The sequence below is a fragment of the Pseudomonas sp. GL_135 genome (assembly GCF_057834665.1).
In genome coordinates this window covers 1,432,177-1,452,458 of the sequence record NZ_CM174408.1, presented here as the reverse complement: position 1 = coordinate 1,452,458, position 20,282 = coordinate 1,432,177, and the positions used below count along the sequence as shown (strand labels likewise).

At 62.1% G+C, this 20,282-nt stretch carries 17 protein-coding genes; 5 read left to right on the top strand and 12 right to left on the bottom strand.

What is annotated here, in order from left to right:
• Positions 1–26: 26 nt before the first annotated feature.
• The 5 genes from AC3ISG_RS06580 to AC3ISG_RS06560 form a co-directional block, all read right to left on the bottom strand.
• Entirely contained in the window at positions 27–716 is a 690-nt protein-coding gene (locus AC3ISG_RS06580; RefSeq protein ID WP_272632019.1) for a C40 family peptidase, read from the bottom strand.
• Between the two features lie 66 nt (positions 717–782).
• Positions 783–1,556, bottom strand: coding sequence for an NAD-dependent deacylase (locus AC3ISG_RS06575; protein WP_489298788.1), 774 nt, complete (start codon positions 1,554–1,556; stop codon positions 783–785).
• A gap of 8 nt (positions 1,557–1,564) precedes the next feature.
• Positions 1,565–2,269, bottom strand: a complete 705-nt coding sequence (gene hda / locus AC3ISG_RS06570; protein ID WP_122535696.1) for a DnaA regulatory inactivator Hda — start codon at positions 2,267–2,269, stop codon at positions 1,565–1,567.
• A gap of 214 nt (positions 2,270–2,483) precedes the next feature.
• Entirely contained in the window at positions 2,484–3,557 is a 1,074-nt protein-coding gene (locus AC3ISG_RS06565) for an AI-2E family transporter (protein WP_122535697.1), read from the bottom strand.
• A 54-nt stretch (positions 3,558–3,611) separates the two neighbouring features.
• Positions 3,612–4,673, bottom strand: a complete 1,062-nt coding sequence (locus AC3ISG_RS06560) for a DUF2066 domain-containing protein (protein ID WP_122535767.1) — start codon at positions 4,671–4,673, stop codon at positions 3,612–3,614.
• 333 nt (positions 4,674–5,006) lie between these two features.
• On the opposite strand from AC3ISG_RS06560, the gene purM reads away from it, so the two are divergent.
• The 4 genes from purM to AC3ISG_RS06540 all read left to right on the top strand — a co-directional run bounded on the left by purM (position 5,007) and on the right by AC3ISG_RS06540 (position 7,918).
• A complete protein-coding gene (gene purM / locus AC3ISG_RS06555; RefSeq protein ID WP_122622220.1) occupies positions 5,007–6,065 on the top strand; it encodes a phosphoribosylformylglycinamidine cyclo-ligase in 1,059 nt (352 codons plus the stop codon).
• Between the two features lie 8 nt (positions 6,066–6,073).
• Positions 6,074–6,724 carry a phosphoribosylglycinamide formyltransferase gene (gene purN / locus AC3ISG_RS06550; RefSeq protein ID WP_122622608.1) on the top strand — a complete coding sequence of 217 codons (651 nt, stop codon included), beginning with the start codon at positions 6,074–6,076 and terminating at the stop codon, positions 6,722–6,724.
• A gap of 8 nt (positions 6,725–6,732) precedes the next feature.
• A complete protein-coding gene (locus tag AC3ISG_RS06545; protein ID WP_122535700.1) occupies positions 6,733–7,449 on the top strand; it encodes a DUF3108 domain-containing protein in 717 nt (238 codons plus the stop codon).
• Positions 7,450–7,729: 280 nt separating this feature from the next.
• Positions 7,730–7,918 (top strand): hypothetical protein, encoded by a 189-nt coding sequence (locus AC3ISG_RS06540; RefSeq protein WP_122535701.1) that lies wholly within the window; start codon positions 7,730–7,732, stop codon positions 7,916–7,918.
• 183 nt (positions 7,919–8,101) lie between these two features.
• On the opposite strand, the gene AC3ISG_RS06535 is transcribed toward AC3ISG_RS06540, so the two are convergent.
• The 7 genes from AC3ISG_RS06535 to AC3ISG_RS06505 all read right to left on the bottom strand — a co-directional run bounded on the left by AC3ISG_RS06535 (position 8,102) and on the right by AC3ISG_RS06505 (position 16,801).
• Positions 8,102–8,644 (bottom strand): DUF2058 domain-containing protein, encoded by a 543-nt coding sequence (locus AC3ISG_RS06535; protein WP_122535702.1) that lies wholly within the window; start codon positions 8,642–8,644, stop codon positions 8,102–8,104.
• 26 nt (positions 8,645–8,670) lie between these two features.
• The gene (gene mazG / locus AC3ISG_RS06530; RefSeq protein ID WP_272632014.1) at positions 8,671–9,504 is read right to left on the bottom strand and encodes a nucleoside triphosphate pyrophosphohydrolase; all 834 of its coding nucleotides are present in this window, start codon (positions 9,502–9,504) and stop codon (positions 8,671–8,673) included.
• A gap of 192 nt (positions 9,505–9,696) precedes the next feature.
• Positions 9,697–11,940, bottom strand: coding sequence for a GTP diphosphokinase (gene relA, locus AC3ISG_RS06525; RefSeq protein WP_122622221.1), 2,244 nt, complete (start codon positions 11,938–11,940; stop codon positions 9,697–9,699).
• Positions 11,941–12,096: 156 nt separating this feature from the next.
• Positions 12,097–13,452, bottom strand: coding sequence for a 23S rRNA (uracil(1939)-C(5))-methyltransferase RlmD (gene rlmD / locus AC3ISG_RS06520; RefSeq protein WP_489298787.1), 1,356 nt, complete (start codon positions 13,450–13,452; stop codon positions 12,097–12,099).
• The gene (cysM, locus tag AC3ISG_RS06515) at positions 13,452–14,354 is read right to left on the bottom strand and encodes a cysteine synthase CysM (protein ID WP_122622223.1); all 903 of its coding nucleotides are present in this window, start codon (positions 14,352–14,354) and stop codon (positions 13,452–13,454) included. The genes rlmD and cysM overlap by 1 nt, the downstream gene beginning before the upstream one ends.
• A gap of 315 nt (positions 14,355–14,669) precedes the next feature.
• Entirely contained in the window at positions 14,670–16,046 is a 1,377-nt protein-coding gene (locus AC3ISG_RS06510) for a histidine kinase sensor domain-containing protein (RefSeq protein ID WP_489298786.1), read from the bottom strand.
• An 8-nt stretch (positions 16,047–16,054) separates the two neighbouring features.
• The gene (locus AC3ISG_RS06505) at positions 16,055–16,801 is read right to left on the bottom strand and encodes a response regulator transcription factor (protein WP_489298785.1); all 747 of its coding nucleotides are present in this window, start codon (positions 16,799–16,801) and stop codon (positions 16,055–16,057) included.
• A 601-nt stretch (positions 16,802–17,402) separates the two neighbouring features.
• Between AC3ISG_RS06505 and AC3ISG_RS06500 the strand changes: the two genes are divergently transcribed.
• Positions 17,403–20,156 (top strand): response regulator, encoded by a 2,754-nt coding sequence (locus AC3ISG_RS06500; RefSeq protein WP_272632285.1) that lies wholly within the window; start codon positions 17,403–17,405, stop codon positions 20,154–20,156.
• The last annotated feature ends 126 nt before the right edge of the window (positions 20,157–20,282 follow it).

The following is a 20,282-nucleotide window of genomic DNA, read 5'->3' as shown; positions in this document are numbered from 1 at the left end:
GGGTCGAACCCTTTGCGCGCCCGGAATTAACGGTGTTGGCGCTTGATGGTAGTCGAAGTCATCGCGGTGGTGGTTTCAGGTACCGATGAGGGTGCCATGGCCAGTGCGCGTTTGGCTTCGATGAAGGTCTTGGCCCAGTAGGCATCGTCGAGGCTGTCGACACGGACGCCACCGCTGCGGCGGCTGCTGGAGTGGATGAACTGGTCATCGCCCAGGTAGATGCCCGCATGGCTGACACGACCGCGACCGGCGGTGCTGAAGAACAGCAGGTCGCCCGGCTTGAGGTCATTGCGTTTGATGAGGGGGGCATCGATGTTGATCATTTCGCGGGAAGACCGCGGCAGGCTCATGCCCGCCTCTTCACGGAAGAGATAACCGATGAAACCGCTGCAGTCGAAACCGGAGGTGGTCGACGTGCCGCCAAAGCGATAGCGAGTGCCTATCAAGGATTTGCCGCGTTCGAGGATGCTGTCAGCCAGAACGGGCAAGCGGTACGGCTTGTTGTCGGCAAACTGAGCGAGCTCGTCTTCGGTGGCGACTTCGTCATCCAGCACGGAAGAGGCGTAGTCGGCGCGCTTGGTAGCGGATTGAGCCGTGGCAGAGTCCCGGAACTGGGGGCTTTGCGACTGTTGTTGCGACGTCGGCATCTGGGCCGCGCAGCCGAACAACAGCGTTACGAGTGCGAGAGGCACGAGGGGTGCGAAGCGGTTTAGCATGTGCACGACCGTGGCTGAAGTGTAAAGAAGCCGAGACTATGCCCTCTATCGTACCCATTTGCAAATTCAATCGAAACAAATGTGACTTACGATGTCTTCCATCACTTCTAAGGCTCTACACCTCAGAAACGCATCCATATGCGCGGAATGATCGGTTGGCGAAGGGTTTATCTCGGCAGTAAAGCCTCCCATCACCCGAGCGCGCAGCATTGGCTCATGAATGTACGGAAAGCTGGCGGTGGTTCCGATGCTGAGCACAGCGTCAAAGCCTTTTGCCATCTCCCTCTCAAGCACGTTCAGTGCCAACTCCGGCAACATCTCCCCAAACAACACCACCGATGGCCGCAGAACGCCAGTACAGCTGGGGCACAGCGGTGGCAATGGCCGGTCGAGATGTTCGCTCAACTGCGGATCCTCGGCGCCACAAGATTGACAGTAGAGCGGCGCCAGCTGGCCATGAATTTCGATCAGCCGCTCTGGCGGACTGCCCGCCGCGCGATGATAGCCGTCGACGTTTTGCGTTAACACCCAGCACTCCGGCTTGCGCCGCTGCAATTCCGCGATGGCGTAGTGCGCCGCATTGGGACGTCCGCCCAGGCAAGCGCTGCCCAATTGTGCGATGTACTTCCAGCACAGCGCGGGATCACGACGCAGCATCGGGCCGGACAAGGCCATTTCGATGGGCAGGCCATCATCAGTCTCGCCGTTGTACAAGCCACCGACACCGCGATAGGTCGGCAAACCCGAATCCGCCGAGAGGCCGGCACCAGTGATGATCAGGATGCGTGTGGCATGGCGCAGGGCCGCGGCGGTTTGCAGCACCAAGGCCGGATCGACCACGGACGCGCTTACCAACCGAGGGTTTCTTTGAGGAAAGGAATGGTCAGCTTGCGCTGGGCCTGGAGCGAGGCCTGATCGAGTTGCTCAAGCAGGTCGAACAGCGCGCTCATACTGCGTTTACCGCGGGTGAGGATGAAATGCCCCACCTCATCGGTCAGGTGCAGCCCGCGGCGCGAGGCGCGTAACTGCAGGGCGCGGAGTTTTTCCTCGTCGGACAACAGGCGCATCTGGAACACCAGCGCCATGGTCAGCCGTGATTTCAGGTCGGCCAGCTTGACCGGCAGCTCCCTGGGCGAGCATGAAGCGGCGATAAGCAAGCGTCGGCCGCTGTCGCGCAGGCGGTTGAACAGATGGAACAACGCTTCTTCCCACTCAGGTTTGCCGACCACCGCTTGCAGGTCATCGAGGCACACCAGTTCGTACTGCTCAAGATGATCGAACAGGCCGATGCCTTGATCGAGCAACTCGGCCATCGGCAGGTAAACGGCCGGCTCGCCCAATTGTTCGAATCGCAGGCAGGCGGCCTGCAACAGATGGGTGCGCCCTACCCCGTTCTTGCCCCACAGATAGATGAGACTTTCTGTCCAGCCAGCCTCGGCTTCGCACAGCCGCTCGACATAGCCGAGTGCAGCGGCATTGGCGCCTGGATAGTAATTGATGAAGGTGGCGTCATCACGCAGACGCACACTCAGGGGCAGCTGAACTGGTTTCATGCTGGCTGAACGGTTCGAGACGAACCGCCAAATGGCCTCTGTGAAAAGTGCGCAAAGTCTATACCCGCAGGGCTGGCCGCACAATGCGGCAGACCGCCAGCAAAATCAAAGGCTTGCGTAGGTCACTGGTATGACGGGGGATTACGGGAAAATCCCGTGGAGGATAGGGCGCGCGGCGGACACCGCGCGCCCTCAGGAATCCTGATTCAGGGAATCAGAGATCCGGGTCGTCGAGACCGCCGTAGATGTCAGAATCCTTGTACAGGTCATGAACGTGGCGCACCAACACCATGATCACCGCTGCCACCGGCAGCGCCAGCAGGATGCCGGTGAAGCCGAAAAGCTCGCCGCCCGCCAGGATGGCGAAGATCACCGCGACCGGGTGCAAGCCAATGCGGTCGCCTACCAGCAATGGCGTCAGCACCATGCCTTCGAGCGCCTGACCGACCATGAACACCGCCACGATGCCCAGCATCGGGTACAGGTCGCCGCCGAACTGGAAGAAGCCCGCCAGAATCGCCGAGCCGATGCCGATCACGAACCCCATGTACGGCACGATGGCCGCCAGGCCGGCGATGACACCGATCAACAGCCCCAGCTCCAGCCCGACCAGCATCAGCCCGGCGGCGTAGATCACGCCCAGCGCGACCATCACCAGCAACTGACCACGAATGAACGCACCCAAGACCTCATGGCACTCGTCCGCAAGGGCGACGATCTTCTTCTCGCGGTGACGCGGCAACAGGCTGCGGACCTTGGCGGTCATCACGTCCCAGTCACGCAGCAAGTAGAAGCAGACCACCGGGATCAGCACCAGGTTGGTCAGCCAGCCGATCAGCGCCAGGGTCGAGGTCGTGGCCTGGGACAAGACGATGCCGACGATGTCGCCGGTCTGGCCCATGTGCTCCGAGATCGCCGCCTTGACCTTGTCGAACTTCCAGAACCCCTCTGCCAGACCCAGCTTGGCCTGTGTCCACGGCATGGCGGTGTGCTGCAGCCAATCGAGGATCTGCGGTGCCAGTTCGTACAGGCGATAAAGCTGCTTGGCCAGCATCGGCACCAGCACCAACAGCAGCCCCATGAAAATCAGGGTGAACAACAGGAACACCGTCACCACACTCATGGTGCGGGACATTTTCAGTTTTTCCAGCCGGTCTGCCAGCGGATCGCCCATGTACGCCAGCAGCAAGGCCACGAGAAACGGCGTCAGAATCGAATGCAGCAGCCAGACGAACAAACAGACCAGGACAACCCCGCCCAGCCAGAACCAACGACGCGTATCAGTCATTACTGCCTCTTTCCCCAAGATGATGTGCTTTACGCAACGTCGTTATGAACCTGTTCACCAACGGAAGTGCAATGCGCTATCAGAAACAGCGGGCGGCTGCGGTGCTGCCGGCGTGCCGTCCGCAGCAACGGGCGCGGCGGTGACCGGCGCGCTGGCGATTTCACCGGCTGGCACTTCCTGCAACTTCGCCAGCGACAGCTGGGACCGCAACTGATCGGGGCTGCCGCTGACGTCGAAAGCGACGCGATCACCGTCGGCTGATTTCAGGCGGCCACCGAACGGTTCGAGCAGGCGCAACAGCTGCGCATAACGCTCAAGATTCATGCCCTGCACATCCAGCACCATGCCGGTCGACGCACCCGGCTTGACCACGAAACGCGGCGCCAGACGCTGGCTCACCGCCAACAGCACCGCGTCGGCCAGTTCCGCCGAACTCGCGCCGCTGGCGCTGCCCTGCTCCATCTTGTCGCCCAGCCACAGGTGCCATTTGCCCTGCCACTGGCCGCCGTTTTCCTGAGCGTGAACCGCCAGAATCGCGTCTGAACCGTAACGCTCGGAAGCCTCTTTGAGCGGGCCAACGTCGTTGCCGTCGAGGGTCTTGGCGTTGCCGATGCCTTGTTCGCCAAGGTCCGCTAGGGGTAGACGCAACGGCAGGCCGCGATGCTGGGCGGCGCGGCGAAGAGGCTCGGCAGAGGCTTGGCCGTCACCGACCAGATTGGCACCGTCAGTCGCGTCGTTCAGCCACCAGGCCATGATCACCGGGCGGTTGGAGCCCCACAACGACAGCCCGGCCTGACGCATCGCACGTTCGGTGCTCGCCGGGTCGAAGTCGACCTGCAGGGTCTCGGGTGGGCCGGCGTCATAACCGTACTGGCTGATAATTTGCTGAGGGTCTTTGCGCACCTCGGCAAGGCCGCCGTTCTGCACCGCCTTGGGGTCGCCGGTCAGGCGGATGACCAGGGTTTCCAGCGCAGCCTGGGTGGCACGGGTTTTCTCGTCCGGGGTCTGGCCGCTGACGGGCTCGCGCACCTGATAAAGCGTGTTCACCGTCTCGGCGAGCGCCGGCAGACTCATCAATGAGAGGCAACCCACGAACAGGCAGTTTTTTAGGCGCATGAATGAAGGTGGACGCATGAAGGATTCCCGCTGGGTAAAAAAGGCAACGCTATAAATAGCTGCATAAACTTGAATGAATCGACTCAGACCGCAGGTGCAGCCGAATCGCTCACTCAGGCGCCAACGTTACACCGGATCCTTGCGGCGACGAACGGGTGCGGCAGGATAATCCGGGTTATTTTTTCTTCACGGTCGTCCTGCCCGTCGGCCCAAGGATGGCCGCTTGCGCCCAACCCTGATAAAATCGCGCGCCTTCGCAGACCGGCGATGACAAGGCCCCGCGTCGTTGCCACTCGGTCGTTACCCCGAATCCCCCCCTTAAAGGCCTGGATCATGAGCAAGCAACCCTCCCTGAGCTACAAAGACGCCGGTGTAGACATCGACGCCGGTGAAGCGCTGGTCGAACGCATCAAGAGCGTCGCCAAGCGCACCAAGCGCCCGGAAGTGATGGGCGGCCTCGGGGGCTTCGGCGCTCTGTGCGAAATCCCGGCCGGCTACAAGCAGCCTGTGCTGGTCAGCGGCACCGACGGCGTCGGCACCAAGCTGCGTCTTGCACTGAATCTCAACAAACACGACACCATCGGCATCGACCTGGTCGCCATGTGCGTCAACGATCTGGTGGTCTGCGGCGCTGAGCCGCTGTTCTTCCTCGACTACTACGCCACCGGCAAGCTGAACGTCGACACCGCTGCTCAAGTGGTCACCGGCATCGGCGCGGGCTGCGAACTGGCCGGCTGCTCCCTGGTCGGCGGCGAAACCGCTGAAATGCCCGGCATGTACGAAGGCGAAGACTACGACCTGGCCGGTTTCTGCGTCGGCGTCGTGGAAAAAGCCGAGATCATCGACGGCTCCAAGGTTGCTGCGGGCGACGCACTGATCGCGCTCCCCTCTTCCGGTCCGCACTCCAACGGTTACTCGCTGATCCGCAAGATCATCGAAGTGTCGGGTGCCGACATCGACACCATCCAGCTCGACGGCAAGCCGCTGACCGAACTGCTGATGGCGCCGACCCGCATTTACGTCAAGCAACTGCTCAAGCTGATCAAAGACACCGGCGCGGTAAAAGCCATGGCCCACATCACCGGCGGTGGCCTGCTGGACAACATCCCGCGCGTGCTGCCTGAAGGCGCACAGGCCGTCGTCGACGTGGCGAGCTGGACCCGCCCGGCGGTGTTTGACTGGCTGCAGGAAAATGGCAACGTGGATGAGCACGAAATGCACCGCGTACTGAACTGCGGCGTTGGCATGGTCATCTGTGTTGCCCAGGAACACGTTGAAGTCTCGCTGAACGCCCTGCGTGAAGCCGGCGAGCAGCCTTGGGTCATCGGCCAGATCGGCACCGCTGCCGAAGGCGCTGCACAAGTCGAGCTGAAGAACGTCAAGGCTCATTAATGCCTGACATGCCCCAACCCTGTGACGTGGTGGTGCTGCTGTCCGGCACCGGCGGCAACCTGCAGGCGATGATCGACAGCTTTCAGGACAGCGCGAGCCCTGCGCGCATCCGGGCGGTGATTTCCAACCGCGCCGATGCCTTCGGGCTCGAGCGGGCCGCCCGCGCCGGGATCGACACTCGCGTGCTTGATCACACCGGCTACGAAGGTCGCGAGGCCTTCGATGCGGCGCTGATCGAAGCCATCGATTCGTTTCAGCCGTCGCTGGTCGTGCTCGCCGGGTTCATGCGCATCCTCACGCCCGGGTTCGTGCGCCATTACCATGGCCGCCTGCTTAACATTCACCCTTCCCTGCTTCCGCGGTATAAAGGCCTGCACACCCATCAACGGGCGCTGGACGCCGGCGATGCCGAACATGGCTGCAGCGTGCACTTTGTCACCGAGGAACTCGATGGGGGGCCTCTGGTCGTACAGGCAGTTGTTTCTGTAGAGTTGCACGACACGCCCGCCACGCTGGCACAGAGGGTTCACGCCCAGGAACACCTGATATATCCCCTGGCCATTCGCTGGTTCGCCGAAGGACGCTTGACCCTCGACGAACACGGCGCCTCACTGGACGGCCAGGGCCTAGGGCCCAGCGGCCACTTGATCCGACATTAGGAGATATTATGCGTCGCGCTTTGCTCTTCGCTTTCGCTCTGTTCGCACTTCCCGCAGTCAACGCGGCCGACCTTCAACCTTTCTCCGCCAGCTACACCGCTGACTGGAAACAACTCCCCATGAGCGGCGGCAGTGCCAGCCGCAGCCTCGAGAAAAACGCCAACGGCACATGGACCCTGAACTTCAAGGCATCGATGATGATCGCCAGCCTGACCGAAGTCAGCACGATCAAGGTCGACAAGGACCAGTTGCTGCCGCAGACCTACCACTTCGAACGTGGCGGCCTGGGCAAGAGCAAGACGGTCGATCTGGTGTTCGACTGGCCTACCAAATTCATCACCGGCTCGGACCGTGGCGACGCGGTGAAAATCCCGCTGAATGCCGGCGTTCTCGACAAGTCCACCTACCAGCTCGCGCTGCAGCATGACGTGGCGGCGGGCAAAAAGAGCATGTCGTATCAGGTGGTCGACGGTGACGAGATCGACACCTATGACTTCCGCGTCCTGGGCACTGAAAAGGTCGAGACCAAAGTCGGTTCGGTCGACGCCATCAAGGTCGAGCGCGTGCGTGACCCGACGCAGAACAAGCGCATCACCGTGATGTGGTTCGCCAAGGACTACGACTACCTGCTGGTTCGCCTGCAACAGGTTGAAACCGACGGCAAGGAATACAACATCATGCTGCAGGACGGCACGGTGAACGGTAAGTCGGTCAAAGGCAGTTAATACACGCCAGCGCCGAGCGCACTACGAAAAAACCCGCCTCCATGGCGGGTTTTTTCTTGGCGCCGAGAGACACATTTGCCCACATGAAAGATTCTTCATGGCCCTCAACCGGGTGTGACAAAGCGTCGCATGCCCTTCGAATACAAGCATTTAGCGCACTGTTACGGATTCGGTAAATAACTGTTGCCGGATGAGCACATTTACTTAGCTGGCTACCAAAAACTATAAAGAAGGCCTGCGACGTCCTGCCGCAGATATCCAAGAGTCAGGAGTTTGCACTATGACCGTAACTGTTACTGAACGCGACGACGCCCATATCTCCCACGAAACCATCGCCGATGGCATCCAGATCTGGGATGTTCGCCAGCAAGACCAATTGGTAGGGATGTTTCATCACGAATCGGACGCACAGCGTTACGCAGCAGAACTAGCCGAGCAAGAAGCGAAGCTTCAGGCCAGTCATTCGTAATTTCGGAATCGCAGCAAAACAAAACCCGCCTCTCGGCGGGTTTTGTCGTTTACCAGAGGTCCGCTTTTCACGATGCCCCAGCGCAACTCTTTCATACAGACAATGCGAACTAGGTGGGAGTGAGCTTGATCACGAAAGCGGTAGCACCCTCTGAAGATTTAGCTCATGCCCCTTCGCAAAGAATCACCACATCAGGTCATCAGGGATCTTGTACGCGGCATAAGGATCATCGCCATCCGGCTCTTCGGTGGGGGCGCTGAGCATGACAATGCGGCGCGGATCGCGCTCTTGCACCTTGAGGGCGGCTTCCCGCGGGATCACCTCGTAAGTACCGCCGTGGTGCACGATAGCCAGCGCGCCGCTGCTCAGCTTGCTGCGCATCAGAGGGTTGACCGACAGGCGCTTGACCTTCTTGTCGTCGACGAAGTTGTAGTAGTCCTCGGTGGTCAGCTTCGGCAGGCGCGTGGCTTCGATCAGTTGCTTGACCTGGGCAGCACGGGCTTTCTGCTCGATTTTTTCCTGCTGCTGACGGTTCAACTCCTGATCCCGTTTGGCCTTTTCGGCCATCGCTTCCTGGGCCGCGCGCTGGCTGGTGTCGTCCGCCACCGCCTGGCCCTTGTGCACCAGGCGCTGCTCCTTCTGCTTGCTCTTGCTGGCCTGCTTGGCCTGCTTCTCATTGACCAGTCCGGCTTTCAGCAACTGGTCACGAAGGGAAATACCCGCCATCTGTCTTCTCTCTCTAAATAGTCAACTCAACCGCAGTTGGGCGTGATCTTTTCCTGACGCTTGGCTTCGCCCCAGAGCGCATCCATTTCTTCGAGGCTGCAATCTTCAATGGGGCGCCGGGTGTCGCGCAAGGTCTGTTCGATAAATCTGAAACGCCGCTCGAATTTGGCATTGGCGGCGCGCAGGGCATTTTCCGGGTCGACCTTAAGGTGCCGGGCCAGATTGACCGCGGCAAACAGCAGGTCGCCGACCTCTTCGGTGATGGCAGCGCTGTCGTTGTCGGCCATGGCTTCCAGGACTTCGTCGAGTTCCTCGCGTACGTTGTCGACCACCGGCAGGGCGTCCGGCCAGTCGAAACCGACCCGGGAGGCACGCTTCTGCAACTTCGCCGCCCGCGACAGCGCAGGCAATACGGCCGGCACATCATCGAGCAGGGAAAGCTGCTCAGGGGCGCTGGCCTTTTCCGCGCGCTCCTCGGCCTTGATCTGTTCCCAGCGCTGCTTGACCTGCTCCTCGCTGAGACGCGGGGTTTCCAGCGGCGCGTACAGATCGCCGGTCGGGAACACGTGGGGATGACGGCGAATCAGTTTGCGGGTGATACCGTCGACCACACCGTCAAACTCGAAGCGCCCTTCTTCCCGCGCCAGCTGGCAGTAATACACCACCTGAAACAGCAAATCGCCGAGCTCGCCGCGCAGGTCATCGAAATCGCCACGCTCGATGGCGTCGGCCACTTCGTAGGCTTCTTCAAGGGTGTGCGGCACGATGCTCGCGTAATGCTGCTTCACGTCCCACGGGCAACCGAATTGCGGATCGCGCAGACGGGCCATGAGGTTAAGGAGGTCTTGGAGGCTATACATGAGGGTCTCTCTTCGTTCGCAGCGGTAAGCGACAAGCCACAAGCTTCAAGTTATCCGCGTACGGCTTGAAGCTGATCGTTCCCACGCTCTGCGTGGGAATGCCCGCCTGGACGCTCTGCGTCCCACGAGTGACGCGGAGCGTCACGGACTGCGTTCCCACGCAGAGCGTGGGAACGATCAACCGCCGTAAAATCACGGTGTTCTGTTGCGCCGCGTTTCGATGATGTTCGGCAGTTGCGAGATGCGCCCCAGCAGCCGGCCCAACGCGTCCAGGCCCGGGATCTCGATGGTCAGCGACATCAGCGCGGTGTTGTCTTCCTTGTTCGAGCGGGTGTTGACCGCCAGGACGTTGATGCGCTCGTTGAGCAGAATCTGCGAGACGTCACGCAGCAGCCCCGAGCGGTCGTAGGCGCGGATGATGATGTCCACCGGATAGGTGAGCACCGGCACCGGGCCCCAGCTGACCTGAATGATACGCTCGGGTTCGCGCCCGCCCAGTTGCAGCACCGAGGCGCAGTCCTGACGGTGAATGCTCACGCCGCGGCCTTGGGTGATGTAACCGACGATGGCATCGCCCGGCAGCGGCTGGCAGCAGCCGGCCATCTGCGTCATCAGGTTGCCGACGCCCTGGATCTGAATGTCGCCGCGCTTGCCCGGCTTGTAGCCGGTGGCCTTGCGCGGAATCAGCTCCAGCTGCTCGTTGCCGCGTTCAGGCTCGACCAGTTGCTGGGCCAGATTGACCAACTGCGCAATGCGCAGGTCGCCGGCACCGAGGGCGGCGAACATGTCTTCGGCCATCTTCATGTTGGCCTTCTCGGCCAGCTTGTCGAAATCCACTTGCGGCAGCGCCAGACGCGCCAGTTCACGCTCCAGCAACACCTTGCCGGCGGCGACGTTCTGGTCGCGCGCCTGCAGCTTGTACCAGTGCACGATCTTCGCCCGCGCCCGAGACGTGGTGATGTAACCCAGGTTCGAGTTCAGCCAATCGCGGCTCGGCGTGCCGTGCTTGCTGGTGATGATCTCGACCTGCTCGCCGGTCTGCAGGCTGTAGTTGAGCGGCACGATGCGCCCGTTGATCTTCGCGCCACGGCAGTTGTGGCCGATCTCGGTGTGCACGCGGTAGGCGAAGTCCAGGGGCGTTGCGCCTTTGGGCAGGTCGATCGCGTGGCCGTCCGGGGTAAACACGTAAACGCGGTCGGGTTCGATATCCACGCGCAGCTGTTCCGCCAGCCCGCCGATGTCGCCCAGCTCTTCGTGCCATTCGAGCACCTGACGCAGCCAGGAGATTTTCTCTTCGTAATGATTGGAGCCGGATTTAACGTCGGTGCCCTTGTATTTCCAGTGGGCGCAGACGCCCAGCTCGGCCTCTTCGTGCATGGCGTGGGTGCGGATCTGCACTTCCAGCACCTTGCCCTCCGGACCGATCACTGCCGTGTGCAGCGAGCGATAGCCGTTTTCCTTGGGGTTGGCGATGTAGTCGTCGAATTCCTTGGGAATGTGCCGCCACAACGTGTGGACAATGCCGAGGGCGGTGTAGCAATCGCGCATCTCCGGCACCAGCACGCGAACAGCGCGAACGTCGTAGATCTGGCTGAATTCCAGGCCCTTGCGCTGCATCTTTCGCCAAATCGAATAAATGTGCTTGGCCCGGCCGCTGATGTCGGCCGTCACGCCAGTGGCCAGCAGCTCGTTCTCAAGCTGGGACATCACGTCGGTGATGAAGCGCTCGCGATCAAGGCGGCGTTCGTGCAGCAGCTTGGCGATCTGCTTGTACTGCTCGGGCTCCAGGTAACGGAAGGACAGGTCCTCCAGCTCCCATTTGATGTGACCGATACCCAGTCGGTGGGCCAGCGGTGCGTAAATGTCGAAGACTTCCCGGGCGACGCGGTTGCGCTTTTCATCGTCGGTGTTCTTCACCGCCCGGATGGCGCACGTACGCTCGGCCAGCTTGATCAATGCGACGCGCACGTCATCGACCATGGCCACCAGCATCTTGCGCAGGTTTTCGACCTGGGCCTGAGTGCCGAGCACCAGGGACTGACGCGGGCTGAGACTGGCGCTGATCGCCGCCATGCGCAGCACGCCGTCGATGAGTTTGGCGACGGTGGGGCCAAAGCGCTGGTTGACATCGGGCAGCGAGATCTTGCCTTCGCGCACGCCGCGATAAATCACGGCGGCAACGAGGGAGTCCTGATCGAGCTTGAGGTCGGCCAGGATTTCAGCGATTTCCAGGCCCGTCTGAAAACTCGACGTGCCCTCCGCCCAGAGGTTCTTGGCGGCGTTGTCCTGTTGCTCGGCGTGCCGGGCAAATTCACAGGCCTCTTTGAGGGCCTGTCGGTCCACTGCGAGGTCGACGCTGACCACGTGATCCAGCCACGCGTCGAGGTTGATACTGCCGTCTGTGTTGATCGGCTGGTGGGGTCTCACCTGTACCATGTTGCTTACCTTCCCTACGGCGCGATGAAATGCGCCTTCAGTCGCCGGCCTTCTTGAGCGCGTGCGCCTTGCGGGCCATGCAAGGTCGCGTACGCGCGGGCCAGTCGGATTAAACGAGACTCCGTGTAAGGCATGGGCTTTTCCTGAGCCGCTGCCTCACTTGCTCGCTTCAAATAACGCCATCGCCTCGACATGCGCTGTCTGCGGGAACATATCGAGGATTCCGGCACGTTTTAAACAGTAGCCCTGCTTGATCAATTCAACCGTGTCGCGCGCCAGCGTAGCCGGGTTGCACGACACATAAAGGACGCGCTGAGCGCCCAAAGACTTGAGTTTGCCCACTGCTTCGAACGCCCCGTCACGGGGCGGATCGAGCAGCACTGCGGCGAAACCTTCCGCCACCCAGGCCGCCTTGTCCAGTGGCTGCGACAGATCGGCCTGATAAAACTTCACGTTGCTTAAACCGTTGCCGGCGGCGTTGGCCGTCGCCCGCTGAACCATGGCGTCGACGCCCTCCACGGCCACCACGTCGCGCGACATTTGCGCCAGCGGTAGAGCGAAGTTACCGAGACCGCAGAACAAGTCCAGCACTCGTTCGTCCTTGCCCGGCGCGAGCCAGGCCAGAGCCTGTTCGATCATCGCGGTGTTGACCTGAGCATTGACCTGCACGAAGTCGCCGGGGCGATAGGCCAGGGACAGATTCCACGGTTCCAGACGGTAGCCCAGTGGCGCGGCCGGATCGACCGGTTGTGGCTCGCCTTCGCCGTGCAACCACAGCTGCGCGTCATGGGTTTCGCAAAACGCCTTGAGGATGGCCAGATCGTTTTCAGGCAGCGGCGCGGTGTGCCGCAGCAGCACGGCGGTGGCCGAGCCGCTAAAGAGCTCGACATGCCCCAGCGCCTGGGGTTTGCTCAGGCTGCAAAGCATGGGCGCCAGCGCCGTCATGATCGGTTGCAAGGCCTGTACCAGCACCGGGCATTGTTCGATGGCAATGATGTCCTGACTCGCCGCGGCGCGGAAGCCGACGTCCAGCCGTTTGGCGCGGACGTCCCAGCGAACGGCGACGCGGGCGCGCCGGCGGTAGGCGTATTCATCACCGGTCAGGGGCGCAGCCCACTCCTGCGGCTCGACCCCGGCAATGCGGCCTAATTGCTCGGCGAGCATGCTCTGTTTCAGGGCAAGCTGTTCGGCGTGGGGCATGTGCTGAGTGCTGCAACCACCGCAACGGCCGAAATGCGGGCACGCTGCGGGGCGGCGCATGGGGCTGGCCTGGAACACGCGCTCGGTGCGGGCTTCAACGACTTTGCCGTGGGCATTGAGCACGCGGGCCTCGACCTCTTCGCCGGCCAGACTGCCCATGACAAACCAGGTGCGGCCGTCGACGAAACCGATGCCGCGACCGTCATTGGCCAGCCGCTCGATATTCAGGCGTTGTTTTTTACCGGTGGGGACCTGCGGGGTCCGGGTGCCGCCGCTGGGCTGGAAACGCAGGCCTGCATCACGCTTGGCCATCAGTTGGGCGCATCGTAGACGCCGGTCGACAGGTAACGGTCGCCGCGGTCACAAATGATCGCGACCATCACCGCGTTCTCGACTTCCTGGGACAGCCGGAGCATCCCGGCCACAGAGCCGCCTGACGACACGCCACAGAAAATGCCTTCTTCCCGCGCCAGACGACGCATGACGTCCTCGGCTTCGGCCTGACCCATGTCCAGAATCCGGTCGACGCGGTCGGCCTGATAAATGCTCGGCAGGTATTCCTGAGGCCAGCGGCGAATGCCTGGAATCGACGCGCCATCCATAGGCTGGAGGCCGACGATCTGGATGTTCGGGTTCTGTTCCTTGAGGAAACGCGAGGTGCCCATGATGGTGCCGGTGGTGCCCATGGAACTGACGAAATGGGTGACGGTGCCGCCGGTCTGCCGCCAGATTTCCGGGCCGGTGCCGACGTAATGCGCTTGGGGATTGTCGCCGTTGGCGAACTGGTCGAGCACTTTGCCGTGGCCTTCGGCCTGCATGCGCTCGGCCAGATCACGGGCGCCTTCCATGCCCTCTTCCTTGCTGACCAGAATCAGCTCGGCGCCATAGGCGGTCATCGCCGCCTTGCGCTCGGCGCTGGAGTTGTCGGGCATGATCAGGATCATGCGATAGCCCTTGATCGCCGCAGCCATCGCCAGGGCGATGCCGGTGTTGCCGGAGGTGGCTTCGATCAGGGTGTCGCCGGGGTGGATCTGCCCGCGCAATTCGGCACGGGTAATCATCGACAGCGCCGGGCGGTCCTTCACGGAACCGGCCGGGTTATTGCCTTCGAGCTTGAGCAGCAACGTGTTGCTGGTGTTCCCGGCCATGCGTTGCAGACGCACCAGCGGGGTGTTGCCGACGCAATCGGCGATGGTTTGATACTGCAGGGTCATGGCGTTTTCGCGATCCAGACGTGCGGGGGTCGCCCATCATACCGGCAATCGCTGCCGGGCCATATCACGCAAAGTGAGGTGGTTATCGCTGAATGGAATAAGGCAGAGGATTTCTGCACAGGCGAACCGGAGATATCCGGGATAACACGCCATCGCCCTGCCGCTGCAAAACCTGTGGGAGTGAGCTTGCTCACGAAGGCGGTATTTCAGCCGCTGAAGAAGTGGGGAATGTACTGGCCTCTTCGTGAGCAAGCTCACTCCCACACGACTGCGTTATTCGCCCGATACAGCGGCGCCTGGACCTCGAGGCGCTTCCTAAAAAGGTCGCGTCCCGCGGGCCGGCAAGCGCATGATCATTCTCAAGCCCTGCCCCGTGTTCTCCGCCCACAAGTCGCCACCTTGCAGGCGCAGCGAGTTGCGCGCGATGCTCAGGCCCAGGCCGAAACCGCCGTCGCCGGGGCGGGCGCCATCCAGGCGGATGAAAGGCGCAAAAATACGCTCGAGATCGCCCTCGTCGATCCCGCCGCCCTGATCTTCGAGCCATAACAGCCAATCGTCCCCTTCCCGGCGACCGTCAAGGCGCACGATGCCCTCGGGCGGCGAGTGGCGGATGGCGTTACGCAGAGTGTTTTCCAGCGCCTGCGCCAACGTATTGAGATGGCCACTGACCCAGCACTCGCCGTCCAGATCGCAGCGCAACTGACGGGACGGCCAGCAGGTTTCGAAACAAGCGTCATCCACCAGCATCTCCCACAGCGCCACCACTTGAATATCCTCGCCGGGAAGTTTCTCGCGCTCGGTGTCAAGCCAGGCCAGTTGCAGGGTGTCGTCCACCAACCGGCGCATGCCATCCACTTCCCGGCTCAGGCGCTCGCGCAATTCAGGCAGGGTCTGCTCGCTGTCGCAGGCCACCCGCAGGCGACTCAGTGGCGTGCGCAGTTCGTGGGAAAGGTCACGCAGTAACTGCTGCTGAACCTGCACCGTCGAATGCAGGCGCGCGGCCATGTGATCGAAGGCGCGGTTCAGCTCGCCCAGCTCGTCGCGGCGCTCGGTCATTTGCGGCGACAGCCTGCTGCTCAGCCGATCGGCGCGCCACGCGTTGGCCTGTTCGCGCAGTTGGTTGAGCGGGCGAATCAGCAGGCGATACAGCCCGACGCACAGCAGCAAGGTGAACAACGCCGGAATCAGCCCGTTGGTCAGGATTTGCCCGATCCACGCGTAACGGCCCGGCTTGAAGCGCTCGGGCAGTTCGATCACCAGACTGCCGGCGTCCGGGTTGCCCGGAAACGCGATCTTCAGCCAAGGCACGGTCTTCTGCCGCGTGCTCATGGGCCAGTCGATGCCACGCATGAAGGTCAGCCGTTGCGACTGCTCGCGGGTCAGCGGCGTGCTGCCGAGGGATTGCAAGTCGCTGCCGATGACCCCGACCCAGCCCGTTTCCTGCAGACGGACCTGCTTTAGCCATTCGTCGATGCCGCGCTGGCTGCCTGTGTTCCATGCCTGTTCGGCCTGCGCCGCATAGCCGTTGAGCACCTGATGGGCTTCAGCGTTCAGATAGGCGTTGCGGGTCTCGATGTAGCGGCCCCAATACCAGCTGAGCCAGATCATCAGCAGGCAAAAGCCGACCAGCAGAACGGCCAGTTTCCAGAACAGCGAATGCCGGCCGGGCAGCCGTTTGCGCGGCTCAACCATTCAACACCTCAACCATCCAGCACCGCAGCCGTCAGCACGTAGCCCTTGCCCCAGACCGTGCGCAGTTGCCGTGCTTGATAGCCAACGGCCTTGAGCTTGCGGCGAATCTGGCTGATGTGCATGTCCAGGCTGCGGTCGTGCTGGGAATAGCCGCGCTGCAGGACGTGCTGATAAAGAAAGGCTTTGCTGAGGACGTCCTCCTGGTTGCGCCACAAGGTTTCCAGCAGGCGGTATTCGCTGCCGGTCAATTGCGCCGGGGTGCCGACGAAGAAGACATCGCAGCGTCCGTCGTCAAAGGTCAGGCCGTCTGCTTCAGGTTTCTCCACGCCGGCATCTGGCTCGTTGGCAGTCTGGCCGTGGAAGCGTCGTTCCAGGTCGACCCTGCGCAGGATCGCCTCGATGCGCACGCGCAGCTCATCGACGCTGAACGGTTTGGGCAGGTAATCGTCGGCGCCGTTCTGGAAGCCGGTGATGCGGTCGGCCTCGGCACCCAGGGCGGACATGAGGATGATCGGCACGGTATGGCGACGACGCAGATGGGTGAGGATGTCGAGGCCGTTCATGCCAGGGAGCAGGATGTCCATCAGCACCACATCGAAGGGTTCGCGTTGCGCACAGGCCAGCCCTTCGGCACCGTTCTGGCACCAGGTCACCTGAAACCCGCAGCGATCAAGCTGATCGTGGACAAAAGCGCCGAGCACGACATCGTCCTCGATGGCGAGTATGTGGGGGCGATGGAGGCTGGCGGGAGTCATTGGCGTCTGCGACTGATTCTCAAGAAGGGGATTATTCAAGATTGCGTGCGGCGGGGCAATGCTGGCCTTGCCGGAGCGGTGCTCTTTAGTAGGACCGGCTTCAGCCGCGAAGAGACCGGTTTGGACACCCTCAATTTGCGGTGTGACGTCAAATGCCTTCCCGGCTAAAGCCGGTCCTACCAGGGAAGTTTCCAGTCCCATCATGTGCACACGCCGCGGTCCTGTAGGACCGGCTTCAGCCGGGAAGAGGCCAGTTTGGGCACCATCAATTCTGCGGCGTAACACTTGACGCCTTCCCGGCTAAAGCCAGTCCTACAAGGGAAGTGTCCAGTCCCATCATGTGCACACGCTGCGGTCCTGTAGGACCGGCTTTAGCCGGGAAGAGGCCGGTTTGGACACCCTCAATTTGCGGTGTCATCCAAAACGCCTTCCCGGCTAAAGCCGGTCCTGCGAAGGCGGTGTCCAGTTCCATCAGGTGTGAACGCGCCAGTCGCACTGTGTGCACGAGGCGCAAATGACTACACTGCGCAGTGATTGCGCTTCACGCGCTGCATGGGCGCCGCATTTGCCTGAATTCGTGCCGGGTTGCTGGAGAAGAAGTGTGCTGAAAAAAGTGGGCATCAAAGGCCGCGTCATGCTGCTGACCCTGCTCCCGGCCTGCCTGATGGCGGCATTGCTGGGGGGGTATTTCACCTGGATGCAGCTGACCGAGTTGCAGACCCAGTTGCTCAAGCGTGGCGAGATGATTGCCAACGAGCTGGCGCCGCTGTCGGCCGGCGCGCTGGCCAGCGGTGATCAGGCCATGCTTGAACGTATTGCCGGGCAAGTGCTGGAGCAGGCCGACGTGCGTGCGGTGTCGTTCCTCGATGCCGACCGGGGAATGTTGGCCCACGCCGGCCCGAGCATGATCAACCAGGTCCCCACCGGGAACAGCACGCACCTGCTGCAGCGATCGGAAAACGACGCCACGCGCTACCTGATGCCGGTGTTCGGGCGCAGCCGTCATCTGACCGGCGATGTCGTTCCCGCCGAAGCCGACCGTCTGCTGGGCTGGGTCGAGCTGGAGCTTTCACATAACGGGACGTTGTTGCGCGGCTATCGCAGCCTGTTTGCCAGCGTGATCCTGATTCTTATCGGTCTCGGCCTGACCGCCATGCTCTCCCTGCGCATGAGCCGCACCATCAACGGCCCGATCACCCAGATCAAGCACGTCGTCGCGCAGTTGAAGGACGGCAACCTCGAAGCGCGGCTGCCGCCCATGGGCAGTTACGAACTCGATCAACTGGGCTCGGGCATCAATCGCATGGCGGCAACGTTGCAGAACGCTCAGGAAGAATTGCAGCACAGCATCGAGCAGGCCACCGAAGACGTGCGCCAGAACCTGGAAACCATCGAGATCCAGAACATCGAACTGGACCTGGCGCGCAAGGAAGCCCTGGAAGCCAGCCGGATCAAGTCCGAGTTTCTGGCGAACATGAGCCATGAAATCCGCACGCCGCTCAACGGCATCCTCGGTTTTACCCACCTATTGCAGAAAAGCGAGCTGACGCCGCGCCAGTACGATTACCTGGGCACCATCGAGAAATCCGCCGACAACCTGTTGAGTATCATCAACGAGATTCTGGATTTCTCGAAGATCGAGGCCGGCAAGCTGGTCCTCGACGCCATCCCGTTCAACCTGCGCGACCTGCTGCAGGACACACTGACCATCCTCGCCCCTGCCGCCCACGCCAAACAATTGGAGCTGGTGAGTCTGGTCTATCGCGACACGCCGTTGTCGCTGGTGGGCGATCCGCTGCGCTTGCGGCAGATCCTCACCAACCTGGTCAGCAATGCCATCAAGTTCACCCGCGAAGGCACCATCGTCGCGCGGGCGATGCTGGAGGAGGAGCACGACACCACCGTGCAGTTGCGCATCAGCGTGCAGGACACCGGCATTGGTCTGTCGAGTCAGGACGTGCGCGCGCTGTTTCAAGCGTTCAGCCAGGCGGACAACTCCCTGTCGCGGCACTCCGGCGGCACCGGGCTGGGGCTGGTGATTTCCAAGCGGCTGGTCGAGCAGATGGGCGGCGAAATCGGTGTCGAGAGCACGCCGGGGGAAGGGTCGGAATTCTGGATCAGCCTGACGCTGCCAAAAACCCGCGACGACCTCGAAGACCTGCCCGCCCCGCCGCTGTTGGGCCGTCGCGTGGCGGTGCTGGAACATCACGATCTGTCGCGGCAGGCGCTTGAGCATCAACTGGAAGACTGCGGCCTGCAGCCGATGGTCTTCAACAATCTGGAAAACCTCATCAATGGCGTGACGGTGGTGCACCAGACGCCCCACGCCATCGACATGGCCGTGCTCGGCGTGACCGCCCACGAGCTGCCGCCCGAGCGCCTGCGCCAGCAGATCTGGGACCTGGAAAACCTCAACTGCAAAGTGCTGGTGCTGTGCCCGACCACTGAACAGGCGCTGTATCAATTCTCCGTGCCCGACGCCTATAACCAGTTGCAGGCGAAACCTGCGTGTACGCGCAAATTGCGCCGCGCGCTGTCGGAGCTGATCCAGCCCAAACAGTTGCGCAGCGAGGTGCCGGAGCCGCTGTCGAGCCGGCCGCCGCGCATTCTCTGCGTGGACGACAACCCGGCGAATCTGTTGCTGGTGCAAACCTTGCTCGAAGACATGGGCGCCAAGGTCAAGGCCGTCGACAGTGGTTATGCCGCGGTGCAAGCAGTACAGGACGAACCTTTCGATCTGGTGCTGATGGACGTGCAGATGCCGGGCATGGATGGACGCCAGGCCACCGAAGAAATTCGCAGTTGGGAAAGCGAGCGCCAGGCCACATCGCTGCCCATCGTCGCCCTCACCGCCCACGCCATGGCCAACGAAAAGCGCGCGCTGTTGCAGAGCGGCATGGACGACTACCTGACCAAGCCGATCAGCGAACGCCAGCTGGCGCAGGTGGTGCTGAAGTGGACCGGACTGGCGCTGCGCAATCAGGCGCCCGAGCGGCACGTCGAGCTCGCACAGGCCGGCATCAATCTGCAGGTGCTCGATCACGAGGAAGGGCTTCGGCTGGCGGCGGGCAAAGCCGATCTGGCCGCGGACATGCTGGCGATGCTGCTGGCCTCCCTCGCCACCGACCGCGAAGCCATCCGCAACGCCCGCGAGGCCAAGGATAATGTCGCGCTGATCGAACGCGTCCACCGCCTCCACGGCGCCACCCGTTACTGCGGCGTCCCGCAACTGCGCGCGGCGTGTCAGCGCAGCGAGACCCTGCTAAAGCAGGAATCAGCAGACAGTGACAAGGCACTGGATGAATTGGAGAAGGCCATCAACCGCCTGGAAACCGAGGCGCGAGTGAGTGCTTGATCTGGGTCACTGGTGTTTTATTTTGTGATGGATAGGGTAACGGGGTTCGGCGGTGGGTCAGGTCAGATGGAGGGGCTGACAGACCGCTCGCGAGCACGCTCACTCCCACAGGAGCTTTGTTTGCTG

Bases quoted from the DNA above. Each gene is read 5' to 3' on its own strand.
- AC3ISG_RS06580 (WP_272632019.1), bottom strand. From the start codon at position 716: ATGCTAAACCGCTTCGCACCCCTCGTGCCTCTCGCACTCGTAACGCTG.
- hda (WP_122535696.1), bottom strand. From the start codon at position 2,269: ATGAAACCAGTTCAGCTGCCCCTGAGTGTGCGTCTGCGTGATGACGCC.
- AC3ISG_RS06565 (WP_122535697.1), bottom strand. From the start codon at position 3,557: ATGACTGATACGCGTCGTTGGTTCTGGCTGGGCGGGGTTGTCCTGGTC.
- AC3ISG_RS06560 (WP_122535767.1), bottom strand. From the start codon at position 4,673: ATGCGCCTAAAAAACTGCCTGTTCGTGGGTTGCCTCTCATTGATGAGT.
- purM (WP_122622220.1), top strand. From the start codon at position 5,007: ATGAGCAAGCAACCCTCCCTGAGCTACAAAGACGCCGGTGTAGACATC.
- purN (WP_122622608.1), top strand. From the start codon at position 6,074: ATGCCCCAACCCTGTGACGTGGTGGTGCTGCTGTCCGGCACCGGCGGC.
- AC3ISG_RS06545 (WP_122535700.1), top strand. From the start codon at position 6,733: ATGCGTCGCGCTTTGCTCTTCGCTTTCGCTCTGTTCGCACTTCCCGCA.
- AC3ISG_RS06540 (WP_122535701.1), top strand. From the start codon at position 7,730: ATGACCGTAACTGTTACTGAACGCGACGACGCCCATATCTCCCACGAA.
- AC3ISG_RS06535 (WP_122535702.1), bottom strand. From the start codon at position 8,644: ATGGCGGGTATTTCCCTTCGTGACCAGTTGCTGAAAGCCGGACTGGTC.
- mazG (WP_272632014.1), bottom strand. From the start codon at position 9,504: ATGTATAGCCTCCAAGACCTCCTTAACCTCATGGCCCGTCTGCGCGAT.
- relA (WP_122622221.1), bottom strand. From the start codon at position 11,940: ATGGTACAGGTGAGACCCCACCAGCCGATCAACACAGACGGCAGTATC.
- rlmD (WP_489298787.1), bottom strand. From the start codon at position 13,452: ATGGCCAAGCGTGATGCAGGCCTGCGTTTCCAGCCCAGCGGCGGCACC.
- cysM (WP_122622223.1), bottom strand. From the start codon at position 14,354: ATGACCCTGCAGTATCAAACCATCGCCGATTGCGTCGGCAACACCCCG.
- AC3ISG_RS06510 (WP_489298786.1), bottom strand. From the start codon at position 16,046: ATGGTTGAGCCGCGCAAACGGCTGCCCGGCCGGCATTCGCTGTTCTGG.
- AC3ISG_RS06505 (WP_489298785.1), bottom strand. From the start codon at position 16,801: ATGACTCCCGCCAGCCTCCATCGCCCCCACATACTCGCCATCGAGGAC.